This is a genomic window from Leptospira sanjuanensis (assembly GCF_022267375.1).
Taxonomy (GTDB): Bacteria; Spirochaetota; Leptospiria; order Leptospirales; family Leptospiraceae; genus Leptospira; species Leptospira sanjuanensis.
The window spans coordinates 2,352,890-2,369,920 of sequence record NZ_JAIZBH010000001.1; the positions used below are offsets into that span (position 1 = coordinate 2,352,890).

Below are 17,031 nucleotides of genomic sequence, written 5' to 3' on the forward strand. Positions count from 1 at the left end.
ACGGATTCCGTAAAAAAGAAATCCGCTTCTTCGGAAAATCAAAATTCTCCCGTTGCAAAAAGTCCGACCGAAGATAGCGACAAACAAACTTCGGGAAGTTCGACTAAAACGAAACTTCCGCTTCAGATCAAGTTGATGGCGGTGATTTCTCTTTTGATGACGATCACGGTTTCCACGATCATTTTCTTCGCGTCTTCCGCGTTTCGGGGAGATTCGGAAGTTCGGGTTCTTCAAAACAATTTAAATTTAGTGAATATTCTCGGGTTAAAGATCAAAACCGACATCAACGAGATTCTTTCCAACGGAAAACAGATCGTCGGCGCGCTCGCGCAGGGAAAAGCAGGGCTCTCGTTCGCGGATATTTTCTTTCAAAACGATCCGGACTTTATTTATGCGGGTTTGTTTCAAATCGAGAACAACGTGCCCTCTTCGATCAACGAATTCTTCAACGAACCGTATCTAAGCGAGGTCAAGGTTTCTCCGAAAGAAATTTCCGATCTGATCGCGGGCCGTCCGGGATTGATCACCAAGTCCGTTTTGACCGGCGGCAGAATGGAGAATCTCAGCGCTGAATTCAAGGAGCCGATCTTCGCGATCGCGATCCCATCCTCCAGTTCCAATCCGAAAGTTCTCGTCCTGATTCTGCGTTTGGAAAAATTCCTAAACGCATTCCAAAAACAGGATATTTCCGAAGTATTTCTCGTGAACGGAGAAGGAGATTTGATCGCACACTCCGATCCGAAACTTCTCCAGTCCAACACGAACTTTATGAATCTTCCGATCGTGGAATCCATGGTCAACAGCGCCGAAAACACGAAACAATCCGAATACAAGGACAAGGAAGGAAAGTCCTGGTTCGGTTCGTTTCAAAAACTGGGTTTCGGAGGCGGTGCTGTCGTTTCCATCGTCGCCGAAGAAAAAGCGTTTGAAGCGGTTTATCGGATCCAAAGAACCAATCTTCTCATCATGGGGATCGCCCTTTGTTTGGCGCTGATCATCGTTTTCTTCTTTGCGAAGACGATCACCAAACCTCTGTTAAACCTTTTGCACGCAACAACCGAAATCGCGCGCGGAAACTTCAAGATCGGAATCAGTTCCACGACCCGCGACGAGGTCGGCCTTCTCACCGATTACTTCGTGGACATGGGCAAGGGTCTGGAAGAACGGGAAAAGGTAAAGGACGCTCTCGGACGTTTCGTAAATAAAGAAATCGCCGAAATGGTTCTGAAACAGGAACTTACCCTCGGCGGAGAAAGGAAGATGTGCGCCATTTTCTTCTCCGATATACGCAGTTTTACGGCGATTTCCGAAAAACTTCAACCGGAAGAAGTCGTCGAATTCTTAAACGAGTACATGACCGAGATGGTTCATTGTGTGAACGAAACACACGGGATCGTGGACAAGTTTATCGGAGATGCGATCATGGCGACCTGGGGAGCTGCGAAAACTTCGGATCAAGACGCGGTCAACGCGGTCAACGGCGCGCTTATGATGAGAGAGGCGCTTCTTCGTTTTAACCAAGGTAGAGGCGGCGATAAAAAACCGATCATCAAAATCGGCTGCGGTTTAAACTACGGCCCCGTCATTGCGGGTCAAATCGGCTCCGAACAACGTCTGGAATACACCGTGATCGGAGACGCGGTGAACTTGGCGTCCCGCGTGGAAGCTCTGAATAAACCGTTCGGAACGGACATTCTCATCACGCAGGATCTTTTGGATCACGTTCCCGGTCTGTTCAACGTCGAAAAGATGCAGTCCATCAAAGTAAAGGGGAAATCCGAGCCTCAGGTGATCTATGCGGTTCTCGGTCGAAAGGACGATCCGAACTGCCCTAAAAACATAGAAGAACTCAGAAACCGAATCGGTATCGTCTGGGAACCTCCTAAAAAGGAAAAATCGGAAGGCGGAGAGCCCGGAGAAGAAGTTAAGTATGAGATACTTGACTGAGGGAAAATACGTCGTCACCTTTCTTACGGGACTCGTAATCCTTTTCAGTATATTATTATACCTTCATATCACTTCGGGCCACAAAAAAGGGACCAACCCGGAGATCGGTAAAATCATATTCAAAAACCGGAAAGCGCAGAGAAAGTTCGATTCGGAAGTCATGTGGGAAGAAATCGAAACCGAAATGAAAGTCCGCAACCGGGATACGGTCCGCACGGAAGACGGAGCCGAAGCGGTTTTAGTTTTGAACGACGGAACCGAAATCAAACTCGATCAAAAAAGCATGATCTTTCTCGACTTCTCCGATAAGAACTTATCCATCGACTTCGCTTACGGATCGGTTTCGGCAAACAAAGACAGCGGCACCGAACTCAAAATCAAAAGCGGCGAAACTACCGTCGAAGTCAACCAAGGCGACCTGAAACTTTCCAAGTCCGAGGACCAGGCGTTGAATCTCGAAGTTTCCAAAGGAAACGCGAAGGTCAAATCCGGAAATCAGGAATCGAACGTTACGAACAACCAAGCCATCGAACTGAAAAACGGAAAATCGGAAATCCGCTCCTTGTCGATCTCTCTCACAACTCCAACGGAACGAAAATTCGTGCAAACTCCGTCGAATACCGCGGCGATCGCATTCGGTTGGAACAAGGTAGAAGGCGTAAAGGATTATACGTTAGAAATTTCGAATCATCCAAGCTTTACGAAAAACGTTTCCCGCTCGAAATCGAATTCCATTTCGCTAAACAAGTCTTTGGAAAAAGGAACACATTATTGGCGCGTCACCGCGCTCCATCCCGGAACCGGTAAACCGGAATACAGCGAGACCCGTTCCTTGACCGTTCTCGGAAATCTACAACCGTCGGTCTTTGCACCGGCAAAAGCGGAAGATTTCAAGTTCACTTCTTCTCCCCCGAGCGTCGTCATTCAATGGACGCCCGTGGATCTGAGTAAAAGTTATATTCTCGAACTCGCCAAGGACAAGAATTTTAAGGAATCGATTCTTACCCAGGAAATCCAGGGAACGTTGTATCGCTGGGAAAAAACGAAGGAAGGAACCTATTACGCGCGCGTAACCCCGAAACCTTCGATGCAAGATTTGAAAACGTCGACCTCCGAAGCGATTTCGTTTCATATCCGTAAACTGGAAAAGGCCGAACCTCCGATTTTGAAAAAACCTTCCGATCAGGAGGAGATTTCCCTCCGCAAGTTTTCCAAAGAAGGAAGCCTTTTCGTTTGGTCCGGTTCCTCCGATCTGAGCGAATACACGCTCGAAATCGCAAACGACAGCGACTTTAAGAATCTTCTTTTCAGCAAAAAAACGAACTCATTCTCCCTAACCTCGAGTCCGATCGCAAACGCGGGAACCTATTTCTGGAGAGTCAGAGCCGCCGCAAAAGAGGGAGATCCGGTCCTATCGCCGAGTCGTCAGTTTAAGATCCAGGCGCTCGAAACGCTCGACTTACTTTTCCCTTCAAACGAACAGGAATTGGGGCATCCGGCCAATCAAAAATTGACTTTCCGTTGGCAAAGACCCGAGCCCGCAGGTGTATATAAGTTAGAGGTAGCCAAAAATTCCGAATTCAGCGGAAACGTGATTCGGGAGAATTTCCGTGCTTCTTCCGGAACCGTCCAACTTCCATCCGTCGGTGAATACTTCTGGAAGGTTTCTCTGCTCGGATCGAACGGGGAGAATTTATTGACGAGTAAAACTCAGTCGTTCAAGACTTCGGACAATGCGCCCTTCCTAAGTCAGAACAGCCCGGCTACCGAAGAGACGATCGATATTTCCAATCGGGACAGCATCGACTTCCGTTGGGAAATCGAAGGAAACACGGAATCCGTTACTCTTGAAATTTTCGAGCTAAGAGCGAAAGGAAATAAGTCGATCTGGAAAAGAGAACTCAAAGGAGATTCTTATTCGTTTAAGGATTTTGCAATCTTAGAAGAAGGTAAGTTTCAGTGGAGAATCTCCGCGAAATACAAGGATAAAACCGGCGCGACTAAGTTCACCATTCCGGTTTCCAGAAATTTCGAGATCAAGCTGAGTAAAACGGTCCGACCTCCGGAAATTCTTTCGCCGAAGGAAATTTATGTGGAATAGAATTCATAGTATATTCATTCTTTCGTTCCTTTTTCTACTCCCCGTTTTCGGCGAGGAAGAAAATCAGTATTTGGAATGGAAGCCCGTGCCCGAAGCGGGCGGTTATCTCGTAGAGATCAAGGATTCGAGCGGAAGAATCACGAGAGAAAAAACCAAGTCCACCCGTTTCGAAGTCAATCTTCCACCGGGAGTTTACGATCATAGGATCGGAGTTCTCAATAAATTCGGAAGAGTTTCCGTATTTTCGGAATGGATCGCCTTTGAGGTGATTCTTTCCCGCGCGCCCTTTGTGGACCCGGACTCGAACGTCAAACTTGTAAAAGAAAAACTCGGGCCTGTTCTCACGGTAAAAGGAGATAATTTTACCGAAGCTATGAACGTTACGTTGTTTCTTCCTTCCGGAGAAACGATCAAACCCGAATTCGAATACGTCAACTCGAAAGAAATCAAAATCAAGATCGACGGTTTGAATCTCAAAAACGGAAGTTATACTCTTTCCTTGGAAAACCCAAGAAACAAAAAGACCGCCAAAAAAGGATTTTTGGTTTTGGCCGATACCGAACAAGAACTTGCGGAAATCGTGAAACGAGGGGAACAGGAAGAAAGAGTCGCCAGTCCGGGAATCCAATGGGGACCGGCGATGCAATCCGCTGTTTTACCGGGCTGGGGACAATCCAACCAGGACAAAAAATATCGAAGCTGGATTTTTCCGATTTTGATCGCGGGTGCGGTCGCCTATTCCGCGCAGCAATACGGAGAATATAACTCGAGTTTGGCGACTCTCGATCAAAGCAAGAACTTGAATCAGAGTCTTTTGCTCATGGATAACCCTGCGTTACTCCCTTTTGCAACCTTCAATTACATGCAGGTTCAATCGGATTACTCGAACGCGGTTTCGCATTACAATCAGTTCAACATTTCTTTAGGGATTGTCGCCCTTCTCTATTTGTTAAATGTGTCAGATGCGGCATTTGTCGGTCCGTCCACGACAAAAACGACGGTTTCCGAATCGGACCGTAACTATGTTCCTTATTTCAAAACAAGCACAATCGATGCAGGGCAAGGAGGTCGCAGTTCCAGTCAATTTTTTCCGAATTCTTTTGAATTTGGGATGAAAATTTTCCTATAAAACTATGTTGTTCTTTATAGTTAAGGATTCATTCCGTGAAAAAAGCGACGCGACCGTCAGCCAGCCTCCGTTTGTACCGGATTCTGTTTTTTGCAGGAATCTCCTTCTCTAATTGTATCCCAAAGCCCTCCGGGACTTCCTTTTTAGACACCTTTACGTTTGCAAATTTCGTTTCCCTTTCCCAAACCCCTATTCCGCTCAACGTGAAAGTATCCGGATTGACCGGCGGGGTTCTCGTCCTTGCCAATCAGGACAACGAAACGCTTTCCATCTCCACAAACGGAGATTACGCTTTTTCGGAAAAGAAAGCGCGGTATTCTTCCTACGAGGTAAAGGTAAACAGTCAGCCTTCGACCACCCCTGCCATCGATTGTTCGATTTCCAATCCCAGCGGAATTCTATCTCCGTTTTTCGCATACGTAGAAGTGACCTGTTCCACAAGATCCTACCCTCTCTCCGTACAAGCCTTCGGAATTTCTTCCAGCGTCAGCGGCAGCCTGCAAGTACGCAGCGGCGGAGTCGATCTGCTCAACATCGGCGCCGATGGAACGTACGCTTTCAATTCTCCCATTCCGGACCAATCGAATTATTCCATTCAAATTATTGCAAGTCCTCAGGATCACGTCTGCCAATTCGAAGTTCCGGCTAACGCGACGGGTGTGATGACTTCCGCCAACACGATTTTGATCAACTGTTTGAGCGTTACGAACGCCAATCCTCCGAATCAAACCGTTTTACTTCCAGCATCGGATATCATTCTTACGTTTTCGAAAAACGTAACGGCGTGCGTATTGGACGCAGTCAATACTCCCGCGGGAAACCTCAAGTCGAGTCACCCGGCTTCCGCGCTTTCGTTTCCGACAGCAAATACGGTGAGAATCAACTCGGGCGGCACTTGGACGACGGGAGTCAATCAGTATGTCCGTTTAACGGGATGCACCGATCCGGGAACGGGGAAAGCGTATAACAACGGTTTACCGCTCACATTCACATATACGATAGCGAACGAAGTGAAATACACAAGGCCCGGCGGTTTGGGAGCTGGAAACTGTGACACCGTCGCAAACGCGTGCGCTTCGATCCGATACGCAGTGAGTCTTTGTGCATCTGTTCCTTGTTTCGTATTGGTTTCCGAGGGAACCTATTCGATTTCGGATAACGCGACTCAGAGAATCGATCTGAAGGACGGAGTGAATCTGTTAGGCGGTTTCGATTCCACGTTCACGCAAAGAAATTCCACGACACATCCCGCCATCATTGAAGATATTTCTCCTCCCGGAAACTGCGGCGCGACGGAAGGAGTTACCTGCGCTCCGATTTTTGCCGGTCCTCCGTTTGCAACGATGACGAGCAATTTGGTAATCACGATGTTTACGATCAAAACCAACCCGAACAACCCTTGGGCCACGGGTGTGTTTTTAAACGGAATCGCAACCGGTGCTTCCCAGTTGATCGTTGCGGGTAACGTCATTCAAGGATTGGATTCGGCCAGCGCCTACACGGCCGGAACGATTCGCTCGGGAGTGGCCGCGTACGGAATCACTCCGAACCTAAACATATCCTACAATTACATCGTCGGGGGCAGCGGAAACAGCATCTCCGCGGGGATTTATAACAATGGAAGCTGGGGAGTAATCTATAGCAACTGGTTGAACGGAGCTTCTCACGTCGGTTCTTCCGCGGCTGATTTTTCAACGGCGCTTCTGGTTCGAAACCTAACCGGGGCGCAAAACCTCATCGTATCGAATAACGTAGTCAACTCGTATCAGCAAATCGGAAGCCCGGTCGTAACGGCTGCGAACACTTCGGGAATGCGCTTCCAAAGCGTGAACTCCACAAACATTCATCTTCTCCACAATACGATCTTCGGCGGAGTGGGAACGTCCGAATCCTTCGGAGTTCATTCCGTCGGTTCCGGCGTGGAAAGTAAGATCGCGAACAATCAGATATTTACGAACGGAACGGCTGCGAGCCGGATCTGTTTGAACTTCGGGGTCGCTCCCGGAGCAAACCTGGAAGTGAAAGGAAACAATCTGTTCAACTGTTCCACCCTCGCACAAACACCGGTCTTCGGTTTCGGACTTTGTGCGGGCAACCCCGGACCGCTACGAAACAACGTTCTTTGTTTAACGAACCTTGCAACGGTCAACAATCAGAACTTCAGCCACAATCCAGGATTCTTACCGCCGACGGGTCCGCTCACGTATTATCTCATCGGAGCGACTTCGAAATGCGGTACGGTCTACGGAGGAGTCGATCCGGCTTATGGAGGGTTTATCACCCTGTATCAAAACGACTTTCTGGGAAATCCAAGAACGTCGGATGTGGCCCCCGCTCCCGTTCCGGCAGGTTCCTTCGGATATTCGATCGGAGTTAAGGAACACAACGGGTCCTGCGTTCCATAAGAAAATTCTGTTATTCTAAAGCAGACTCTGCAGTTCTTCCCAGCGTTCCATTTTTAAGGGAAGAAGGGAATGAATTTCTGTCAGACGTTTTCCCGAAACTGCGAGTTCCTCCGGTTTTCCGCTTCCCGACTGGAGAAGTTCGGTGAGTTTGCGTTCCTCGTCCTCCAATTCGGAAATCTCCGCTTCCAAGGCTTCGAGTTCCTTCTTCTGTTTGAAGTTCAGTCCTTTCTTGTTTTTAGAAGAGTCGGTTTCCTTTTGTCTGACTTCGGGCTGCTTTTTATCCTTCTGTTTATTTAGATAATTCTTATATTCCAAATATTCGGAATAGTTTCCCGGAAATTTTTCGACCGCACCGTCCCCTTCGAAAACGAACAGATAATCCACGGTTCGATCCATAAAGTAACGATCGTGGGAAACGACCAGAATACATCCGCCGAATTCGGCGAGAAATTCCTCTAAAACGGAAAGGGTTTTGATGTCGAGATCGTTGGTAGGTTCGTCCAAAATCAGAAAGTTCGGATTGGTCATCAGAATGGCGACGAGATAGAGTCTTCTTCTTTCTCCTCCCGATAAATTCTTGATAGTGCCCGCCTGCAAACGTCCGTCGAACAAAAAGAGTTCCAGCATATCCGCCGCGCTCAATACGCGATCGTCGCTCATCTTTACGGAAACTCCGCATTCTTTCTTGATATAATCGATCACTCTCATTTCTCCCGGAAGTTCCTTGGAGATTTGATCGAAGTAACCGAAACTTGTGTTCATTCCGACGCTCACGTCTCCCGAATCGGGTTTTTCGCGGCCGCTGATCAAATTGAGCAGAGTGGATTTCCCGGCGCCGTTCGGTCCTACGATCCCGATTCGTTCTCCGTTCTTAAACGTATAAGAAAAACCTGATAGAATCGGTTTGCCAAACGACTTCGTGAGATTTTTTAATTCCAGAATTTTCTTTCCGAGCTTTCTTCCCGAAACGGAAAAATCCAAAACGATTTCCTTTCCCGCTTTTTTTCGATTCAACACTTCGAGTGCGCGATCGGTTCTTCCCTTCTGTTTGGTTCCTCTGGCCTTCGGTTGTCTGCGCAGCCATTCCAATTCCTTCTTTAGAAATTGTTTTTCCTTGTGTTCGGCCCGTTCGCGATTGGCTTCCAGTTCCGCTTTTTTTTCCAGATAAAACCCGAAGTTTCCCGGAAAGGAGGAAAGATTTCCGTTTTCCAATTCGATGATCCGATCCGTGACTTCTTCCAAAAAGTAACGATCATGCGTTACGAGGATGACCGCTTTTTTCGTTTCGATCAGATAATCCTGAAGCCACAAGATCGTATCCACGTCCAAATGGTTGGTGGGTTCGTCCAAAATCAGAAGATTGGATTCTTCGATGAGGGTTTGAACCAGGGCGACTTTCTTGAGCATCCCGCCCGAAAGGGAACTCATCTTTAAGGATAGATCGGGAATTTCCAATTCTTTTAAAACGGAACGAAACCAGGATTCCAGTTCCCATGCACCGAGACGATCCATCTCCTGCATAAGCCGATTGTATTCTTCCTCGACGTTCGCGTCCCCCGAATCGAGACGGCCGCAAACCGCCTCATAGGCGCGCACCGTTTTCAGAATCGGGCTCGGACTGGAAAAGATATGTTCGAGAATCGTATGATCCGGATTGAAGGAAGGCGATTGCGATAAGACGGCGATCTGAAGAATTTTATTTTTAAGAATTTGTCCGCTGTCTGGAACGTCCAAACCCGCAAGTAGTTTCAAAAGGGTCGTTTTACCGGAACCGTTGATTCCGAGAATTCCGATCTTTTCCCCTTCGTTGATTCCGAAACTGATTTGACCCAATAGGACTTTGGCGCCGATCTCTTTCGAGATCTTATCTACGGAGATTAAATTCATAGGACAGTTGCAGGGTCGCGAGCGAAAGGACTGGGGACAAGTGTTTTAAATTTTAAATCGAACTTGGAATTTGGTTCCTTTGCCCTCGTCCGCCGGAACGAACGAAGACTTCCCTCTCAATTGTCTGGAAAGAATTTCGACAAGTCTCAGTCCCAAGGATTCCGATTTGCCGAGATCGAACCCGTTCGGCATACCGATTCCGTTGTCGCCTACTTCCAGAACGGACTCTTCCACGTCGCTTCTGAGTTTAACGGAGATCAGACCTTTCTCTTCGTTCGGGAACGCGTATTTGAGGGAATTGGTCACGAGTTCGTTTACGATCAATCCCAAAGGAATCGCGGTTTCGATCGAAACGAAATTCGGCTTGGACGAAATCCGAAATTCGATTTTCTTTTCCTTACCGAAAGAATGAAGAAGACTCACGAGAAGAGTGTTTAGATAATCATAAAAATCGATTTTTGTAATATTCTCGGATTGATAGAGTTCCTTGTGAATGAGAGCCATCGATTGGATTCTTCGCTCGCATTCCTTGAGGATCTGAGAGATCTGATCGTTCTCGGAATGTTCCGCCTGCAAACCCAAAAGGCTCGCGACTACCTGAAGATTGTTTTTTACGCGATGATGAATCTCCTTCAGCATCACTTCCTTTTCTTCCAAAGTTTTTTTGAGTTTTTCTTCCGCCCGTTTTCGTTCGGTGATGTCTCGGATGATCTGCGTCGCGCCGATTAGATTGTGCGAAGAATCCCGAATCGAACTAAAGCTGATCTCCAGCGTCGCCACATCCTGAACAAAACCGCGCATCGTTCTTTCGATCGTATAGACTTCTCCGCGAAGAGCGCGGCTCCAGTTCTCGATCACGACCGCCCGTTCCAGCGGATCCTGAATCATATCCGGTAGAAGATTTCCGGGCTCGATTTTTTTTCCATAAAGTCTCCAGAAATTCAGCTCAAAGGAAGAATTAAACGCGATTACCCGAAAGTTGATGTCGACCGCGCAGATCGAATCTTTGGTTCCTTCGATGACTCCGAGCAAACGCTCCCGAGTCATCTGCAGCTTGGAGCGAAGTCTTTCCAATTCGAGTTCGGCGCGTTTACGCGAATTGATGTCTCGCACGATGACCTGTACGAACTGACGCTCTCCTTCGAAAAACGCGCTCGCAACGACTTCGACAAACAAGGTGGAGCCGTCTTTTCGGATGAACTCCTCTTCGAGAACTCCGACGCCCACACCCTCCTGATTCATCTTTTGGATTCTTTGTTTTACGACATTTTGAGAACGGTGATGGACGAACTGAAGAACGGGTTTACCGAGAACCTCTTCCAAAGAATCATAGCCGAGCATCTTTACCAAAGCATCGTTGGCTCGGAGAATTTTCCCTTCCGAATGGACGGCGACTCCGTCTCTCGAAAGATCGAAAAGCAGACGATAACGTTCTTCTGTAATGGGAAGCGGTTCCATTCGTTTAACAATACGTTGATAAAGGCATCCTAAAGAGTAGGATCGGAAAGTCAATCAAACCCGGTTCAAGACAAATTAGCGTTTTATCAAAAAGAACCGATCTCTCTCCTTTTTTCCCGAAATCGTTTACTTCGCGGGAACGAGATTGTTACAAAAGTTTTGCGTTCCAAAGCTATTTTCGATTTTTATTTTGCTTGTTTGAGAATTGAATACAGGAAATTATAAAACCCTTCGTCTTGATTATAGGAAGAAATGACCGCATTAAGATCTGATTCTAATTTTCTAATTTTGAATGCAGAGGGGAAAGTTGTAACTTGGAGCTTTTATCCTCCGTTTCAGGATTTCTCCCAGAATTTAGAAAATCAGATTCACCCATCCCTTTGGAACTGGAAGGAAAGCGGTTCTTGGGAAAAACTCTGGAAAGAAGCCCGTTCCTCCAAAGAAAAGGCGCCGTTTTACAAGATCGTATACGGAAATTCAGCAAAGGAAACTTTCGAAATCGAGGTTCGGATCCTTCCGTCGGGACAAAATCACATTCTAATATTGTTTTTTACGGATTCTGCATCTTCTTCTCTCGAACCGCCCAGCCTATTTTTAAAAGACGCCGAACTGAGATCGATGATTTTCCAAAAATCGGCCAATGCAATTCTTCTCGTCGCCCCTCAGAACGACACGATCCTGGAGGTCAATCAAACGGCGCTCCAGTATTTCGAAATCAAAACGGCATCCCAAATCGTAGGTTCTCTGTTTTCCGATTTGCTGAACGAAGGATTTTCTCCCGAAGAATACGAGGTCCGAAAAAGAAAGATCCTATCGGGCGAACCTTCCTCTTGGGAAGTGGAATTCAAAACGTTTCAAAACCGCAAATTCTGGGGAAACGCCTCGTTTCGGATTTTGACCTCGGACCAGAACGAAATCATTCTCGTACAGATCAAAGATATTACGGAAAAAATCCAAGCGAGGAGATCGCTGGCGGAACAGTCCAGAATCATCTCGGAACACGAAGCGAATCTGAATGCGATCATAGAGAATTCGGAAGCGATGATATGGTCTATCGACAAGAATTATCAATTGCTAATATTCAATTCCCAATTTGAAACGTCGATGCGCGATTATTATCATGGGAAAATCGCGGCGGGGCTCAATATCTTTCAAGAGGAAGTTCCGCCCGATATCGTCCTCTACTGGAAAAATTTTTACGATCGAGCGCTTTCGGGAGAACGTTTCAGCGTCACAAGATCCAGACCGAATCAGGACGGAACTTTCGTTTTCAGCGAGCTTTCGTTTTATCCGATCAGAAATCAAAACGACGAAATCACGGGCGTCAGCGCGATTTCAATCGATATCACCGACAAAAAACTCGCGGAAGAAAAGTTCAGACTCCTATTTGAACGTTCCAGCGAACCGCACGTTCTTTACGACGATTCGGGCATCTTCGAATGCAATCCCGCGACGCTCAATATGCTGCGTTGTCCGGATAAAAAACTCATCTTAGGAAAGTATCCCGCCTTTTTTTCCGCAGAGGTTCAGGGAGAATCCAAAAAGGAACGTCTGAACGAATTCGAATCACTCGCTTTAAAGCGGGGCTCTTATACGTTTGAACGCGTGTACAAACGCTTCAACGGGGAGGAATTTTCCGCCGAAGTGACTTTGACTCCGATGATGATCAATCACAAGCGCGTATTCCTCGCAGTTTGGCACGAAATTACGGAAAGAAAAGTATATGAGGATTCTCTAAAACGCGCAAAGGAAATCGCCGAAGCCGCGTCCAAAGCGAAGACCGACTTTTTGGCGATGATGAGTCACGAAATACGGACCCCTCTCAACGGCGTGATCGGAACCGTGAGTCTTTTGGAAGGCACTTCCCTCAACACGGAACAGAAGGAATATCTGGATATCATCAAATCCAGCGGCCAAAATCTTCTCATTTTGTTAAACGACATTTTGGATCTTTCCCGCATCGAGTCCGGTCAGCTCAAACTGGAGATGCAGCCGGTTTCCCCCGAGAAACTGAGCACGGACGTTTGCAATCTATTCCGTTCCATGGCGGAGGAAAAAGGCCTCGTGATCGAATCGAGGATCTCTTCCCAGGTTCCGAGCTGGATCATCTCCGATCCGTACCGACTCAGACAGATCCTAATGAACCTGCTCGGCAACTCCGTCAAGTTCACCGAAAAAGGAAAAATCCAACTGAACGTCGAAGCCGAAAAATTTCCGAACGACAAACTCAGATTGATCTTCCGGGTGCAGGACACGGGCATCGGGATCGAAGAAGAAAAACTAGAACTTCTTTTCAAAGCCTTCAGCCAAGTGGATTCCTCCACCACTCGAAGATACGGCGGTTCCGGTCTCGGCCTGACCATCAGTAAAAAATTAGCGGAGTTGATGAAAGGCGAAATCATCGTTAAGAGTCAGGTGGGACGCGGTTCCGAATTCTCCCTTTCGCTGATTACGGAAAGACTCGATTATAAAATTCCGATGGGAGTTCAAGAGCTGCATTCCAAAAACCTCGCGACGACCGCGATTCTTTCCATTCAGGACTTCGCGCTTCGGGAACAAATCAAAAAGTTCTGCGAAAGAAACGGCTTTTCCGTTCGGCTCACAAGGACCGCCAAGGAAACGATCAAGACGATCGGTGAAGAGGAACGAATCGGAATCTTTCTCACCGATTTGAATTTTCCGGACATGACCTTGCCGGAAGTTTTGGACGAACTTAAAAATAAGAATCCTTCCCTCAAACTTACGATCATTCTTTTTATGGAAAAAGAACTGAAGGATTCGTATCATCTCGTTACGGAACGTCTGTTCAACCGGCCCGGTTTTAAGATTTTTATGATGTTCAAACCCATCCTGTTGGATGAGCTCGGCAAAAATTTCGAAAAAGCGTTTCCAACCTTGATCCGCAGGGAAGAAGCGCAGGGAGAAAATAAAAAACCTCTTTCGGAACGGATTCCTCTCAAAATCCTTTTGGTGGAAGATAACGTTATCAATCAGAAGATCGCTCTTCGTCTCTTGGGAAAACTGGGATACAAAGTCGACACTGCGTTAAACGGCATCGAGGCGATCGACAACCTCAAAAACCGAAACTACGATCTGATCTTTATGGATATTCAAATGCCGGAGATGGACGGCTACGAGGCTACGCTCCATATCCGAAAGGACTTTGCCGAAACGAAACCGGTGATCGTTGCAATGACGGCTAACGCGATGGAAGGAGACAAGGAAAAATGTCTCCGCGCCGGAATGGACGCCTATATCCCGAAACCGATCCAGATCCAAGACATAGAATCCACGATCGTTCTACTCTTTCAGTCCTAAAAAAGTATCATTCTTCCTTTAGAAATTTCTGATATAGTTCCGCCACTTCGGTCGGGCGTTCCAATTGAGGACTATGACCGCAGTCTTTGAGTATCGTTCGTTTCGCATTTTTGATTCCCTTGAGCATCACGTCGGAAGCGCTGATATGAATCACACGATCCGTATCCCCCCAGACGATCCAGGTTCTCGTTCGAATACTCCCGAGCTTTTCTTCGAGAACGTTCGGCTGCGATTTGATTTCGGAATAAATTTTCGCATTAAAATCCCGGTTGGCGATCGCCTTGTCCGAAAAATAACTTTTTAAAAAGCCGGGGATATAGGGCGGTTTCACGAAGATAAACTTCATTAGAAAATCGAAATCTTCTTCGTTTTTCGCGACGAGAGGATTCTTCCCTTGCGCAAGATACGTTCCCAGTTCGCTGCTGATCGGAGATTTGACTCCGGCCGAATCGGCCAACGCCAAAGTAAGAACACGCTCCGGATACGTCGCGGAAAACACGCCGCTAATGGAACCGCCCATCGAGTTTCCGATGATATGAAACTTTTCCAATCCGATCGCTTTCGTGAATTCGTTCAAACGGGAAACCTGAGTTAGGATCGAATACTCATCCTCGGGTTTTCTTTCGTTCTCTCCGAAACCCGGAAGATCGGGGATAATCACGTGATACGAAGGAGTAAGGGTTCTCACAAACCGAGTCCAATTGTCCTTATCCCCGCCGAATCCGTGAACGAGCACGATCGTTTCTCCTCGACCTCCCTCCAAATACGTCCAGCGATAACCGGCGGCTTGAATTTCCTTTCTCTCAACGTCGGATTGATTTCTTTCGTAAAAGAGCCCGCCGCCTACGAGGAGTTTGGTGCAAGAGGAAAGAAGAAAAAGAAGTACGAAAAACGAAGGAGCGGATCGGAAGGAAAACAAGAAAGAGAAAGAAGATAATTTCGATTTCATTTTCAAATTCCTTAGGGAGAATTGGGAAAACGCCGGACCTTTCGATCCGGCCGCATCGAACTTAGATCGTGAATCGTTTTCTAAGTTCTCTCGCGTATGTCAAATCGTGAGTCAGCATTCGTAAGCGTTTTGCCAAGAAATGGGAAATTGCCTGATAGAATTTCAAGGATGCTTTCGAATCTTTTTCAAAAACCGCTTTGAGATGATCGTATGGAATTCTCAAAAGCTCGGAACGCTCCATCGCTTCGACCGACGCGGAACGTTTTCCCGGGTCCAAAAACGGAAGTTCACCGAAATGATCCCCGGTTGCAATCGTGGTAACGTTGACGTCGTCCCCCTTTTCGGTGGAGGTCAGCACTTTTAAGGTTCCGTAAATGACGACGAAAAAGGCTTTCGCTTCGTTGCCTTCGTGGAAGATGGCGTCTCCCTGTTCGTATACTTTGTATTCGGTCTTTTCGGCGATCGCCGCTAATTCGTCTTCCGTAAAATTGGAAAAAAGATAGATCTCTTTTAAAATTTCTTCTTTTGTATGTTGCATAATATTTCCCGAAATGCGAGTGTAAATCTCAGTTTAAATAATGCAAGCAGGTTCCGAAATCGGATGATCCGCTTCTCAAAAATGTCTTAGTCCTTCCATCCTGTAAAATGCATTCGGAGAAAAAATCCGTTCTCCGCTTGAAAGAAAAGTTTTGCATGAAGCTGCATGGAAAGCATGTCGATGAGCTTGAGTCCTAACCCGCTTTGTTTATTTTGCGCCTGATTCAGATTGAATCCGGTTCCCGTGTCCCGGTATTCCAATTCCACGCAGCCGTCCGAGTTTTTCAGATCCAGAAAAATTTCTCCGCGTTCCTGATCGCCGAAGGCGTATTTTAAGGAATTGGTAAGAAGTTCGTTGAGAATCAGTCCGATCGGAATCGCACGGTCGATGGAGATATAGAAAGAATTTTCCAAGTTGTGGAAGCGAATTTTTCCGGCCTGCCCATACACGGAAAGAAGATTGGAGGAAAGAGAAAAACAATAACTCTTCAGATCCACCTTTGCGAGATTATCCGAACGGTAAAGTTCCTCGTGAACCAAGGCCATGGACTTGACTCGAAGTTCGCATTCGCGGAGCACCTTTTGCAGATACGGGTCCTCCTTAAATTCGGAATGAAGACTCAGAAGACTCGAAACGATCTGAAGATTGTTTTTGACTCGATGATGAATCTCCTGCAGCATCAGTTCCTTTTCCTTCAAGGATTCCTGCATGCGTTTCTGAGTGAGATTTCTTTCGGTCACGTCGTGTATGATCGAATACAAGTGAATTCTTCCGTTGATCGAAATCGGTCCGGAAAACACTTCCACGTCGCGAAGTTCCCCCGATTTTAAACGATGAATGAAATTGAAATACAATCGATTTTCGGAGCTGGCTTTGAGCATTTCCGTTTTCACTTCTTCCGGACCGAGAATATTCACGTCGCTGATTTTTAGATTGAGAAATTCCTCGCGGGAATATCCGTAAAATTCGAGAGCCGAATCGCTCACGTTCACGAGTCTTCCCGTCTCCACATCGATGATGAGTTTGATCGCCAGATTCTTATGAAAGATCTGAAAGAATTGTTCCTCCAATCTTTGTGTAACTTGGGAATCGGAATCTTCCGGCGAAGAATTTGCGTTTGGCGGATTCATACGAACAGAACCCATAGGATTGCCGAAATCTACAAAACTGTAAATGAAATTTACGGTGTTTGAAAGGAGGAATCCGGCTTTGTCAAAAAATTTCACCGCAAGATTCCCTTTTAGAAAGAGGTTCTTATTTTCGGATTTTATTTGAATCGTTCAAAAAAAATGATTTGCT

9 protein-coding genes and 1 pseudogene are annotated in these 17,031 nt (G+C 46.7%); 5 read left to right on the plus strand and 5 right to left on the minus strand.

What is annotated here, in order from left to right; translation table 11 throughout:
* Nucleotides 1-96 precede the first annotated feature (96 nt).
* From LFX17_RS21000 to LFX17_RS10595, 4 genes and pseudogenes are all read left to right on the plus strand, one after another.
* A pseudogene (locus LFX17_RS21000) lies at nucleotides 97-1,947 on the plus strand (adenylate/guanylate cyclase domain-containing protein); the annotation flags it as partial.
* The gene (locus LFX17_RS10585; protein WP_238730220.1) at nucleotides 1,931-4,048 is read left to right on the plus strand and encodes a FecR family protein; all 2,118 of its coding nucleotides are present in this window, start codon (nucleotides 1,931-1,933) and stop codon (nucleotides 4,046-4,048) included. The pseudogene LFX17_RS21000 and the gene LFX17_RS10585, both read left to right, overlap by 17 nt.
* Entirely contained in the window at nucleotides 4,038-5,177 is a 1,140-nt protein-coding gene (locus LFX17_RS10590; protein ID WP_238746575.1) for an LIC11435 family protein, read from the plus strand. Before LFX17_RS10585 ends, LFX17_RS10590 begins: the two co-directional genes overlap by 11 nt.
* 203 nt (nucleotides 5,178-5,380) lie before the next feature.
* Nucleotides 5,381-7,582 carry a hypothetical protein gene (locus tag LFX17_RS10595; protein ID WP_238730222.1) on the plus strand — a complete coding sequence of 734 codons (2,202 nt, stop codon included), beginning with the start codon at nucleotides 5,381-5,383 and terminating at the stop codon, nucleotides 7,580-7,582.
* A 15-nt stretch (nucleotides 7,583-7,597) separates the two neighbouring features.
* Here the strand turns inward: LFX17_RS10595 and LFX17_RS10600 are convergent, their stop codons facing one another.
* Nucleotides 7,598-9,469: an ABC-F family ATP-binding cassette domain-containing protein gene (locus LFX17_RS10600; RefSeq protein ID WP_238746577.1), complete on the minus strand. Its 1,872-nt coding sequence runs from the start codon at nucleotides 9,467-9,469 to the stop codon at nucleotides 7,598-7,600.
* Between the two features lie 45 nt (nucleotides 9,470-9,514).
* Nucleotides 9,515-10,927: a sensor histidine kinase gene (locus tag LFX17_RS10605; protein WP_238746579.1), complete on the minus strand. Its 1,413-nt coding sequence runs from the start codon at nucleotides 10,925-10,927 to the stop codon at nucleotides 9,515-9,517.
* A gap of 252 nt (nucleotides 10,928-11,179) precedes the next feature.
* On the opposite strand from LFX17_RS10605, the gene LFX17_RS10610 reads away from it, so the two are divergent.
* Nucleotides 11,180-14,245, plus strand: coding sequence for a PAS domain-containing hybrid sensor histidine kinase/response regulator (locus LFX17_RS10610; RefSeq protein WP_238746581.1), 3,066 nt, complete (start codon nucleotides 11,180-11,182; stop codon nucleotides 14,243-14,245).
* Nucleotides 14,246-14,252: 7 nt separating this feature from the next.
* On the opposite strand, the gene LFX17_RS10615 is transcribed toward LFX17_RS10610, so the two are convergent.
* From LFX17_RS10615 to LFX17_RS10625, 3 genes are all read right to left on the minus strand, one after another.
* Nucleotides 14,253-15,194 (minus strand): alpha/beta fold hydrolase, encoded by a 942-nt coding sequence (locus LFX17_RS10615; protein WP_238746590.1) that lies wholly within the window; start codon nucleotides 15,192-15,194, stop codon nucleotides 14,253-14,255.
* Between the two features lie 61 nt (nucleotides 15,195-15,255).
* Entirely contained in the window at nucleotides 15,256-15,732 is a 477-nt protein-coding gene (locus LFX17_RS10620; RefSeq protein WP_118955856.1) for a Crp/Fnr family transcriptional regulator, read from the minus strand.
* 86 nt (nucleotides 15,733-15,818) lie between these two features.
* A complete protein-coding gene (locus LFX17_RS10625; protein WP_238746592.1) occupies nucleotides 15,819-16,862 on the minus strand; it encodes a sensor histidine kinase in 1,044 nt (347 codons plus the stop codon).
* Between the last annotated feature and the right edge of the window lie 169 nt (nucleotides 16,863-17,031).

Bases quoted from the DNA above. Each gene is read 5' to 3' on its own strand.
- LFX17_RS10600 (WP_238746577.1), bottom strand. From the start codon at position 9,469: ATGAATTTAATCTCCGTAGATAAGATCTCGAAAGAGATCGGCGCCAAA.
- LFX17_RS10610 (WP_238746581.1), top strand. From the start codon at position 11,180: ATGACCGCATTAAGATCTGATTCTAATTTTCTAATTTTGAATGCAGAG.
- LFX17_RS10615 (WP_238746590.1), bottom strand. From the start codon at position 15,194: ATGAAATCGAAATTATCTTCTTTCTCTTTCTTGTTTTCCTTCCGATCC.
- LFX17_RS10585 (WP_238730220.1), top strand. From the start codon at position 1,931: ATGAGATACTTGACTGAGGGAAAATACGTCGTCACCTTTCTTACGGGA.
- LFX17_RS10590 (WP_238746575.1), top strand. From the start codon at position 4,038: ATGTGGAATAGAATTCATAGTATATTCATTCTTTCGTTCCTTTTTCTA.
- LFX17_RS10605 (WP_238746579.1), bottom strand. From the start codon at position 10,927: ATGGAACCGCTTCCCATTACAGAAGAACGTTATCGTCTGCTTTTCGAT.
- LFX17_RS10625 (WP_238746592.1), bottom strand. From the start codon at position 16,862: ATGAATCCGCCAAACGCAAATTCTTCGCCGGAAGATTCCGATTCCCAA.
- LFX17_RS10620 (WP_118955856.1), bottom strand. From the start codon at position 15,732: ATGCAACATACAAAAGAAGAAATTTTAAAAGAGATCTATCTTTTTTCC.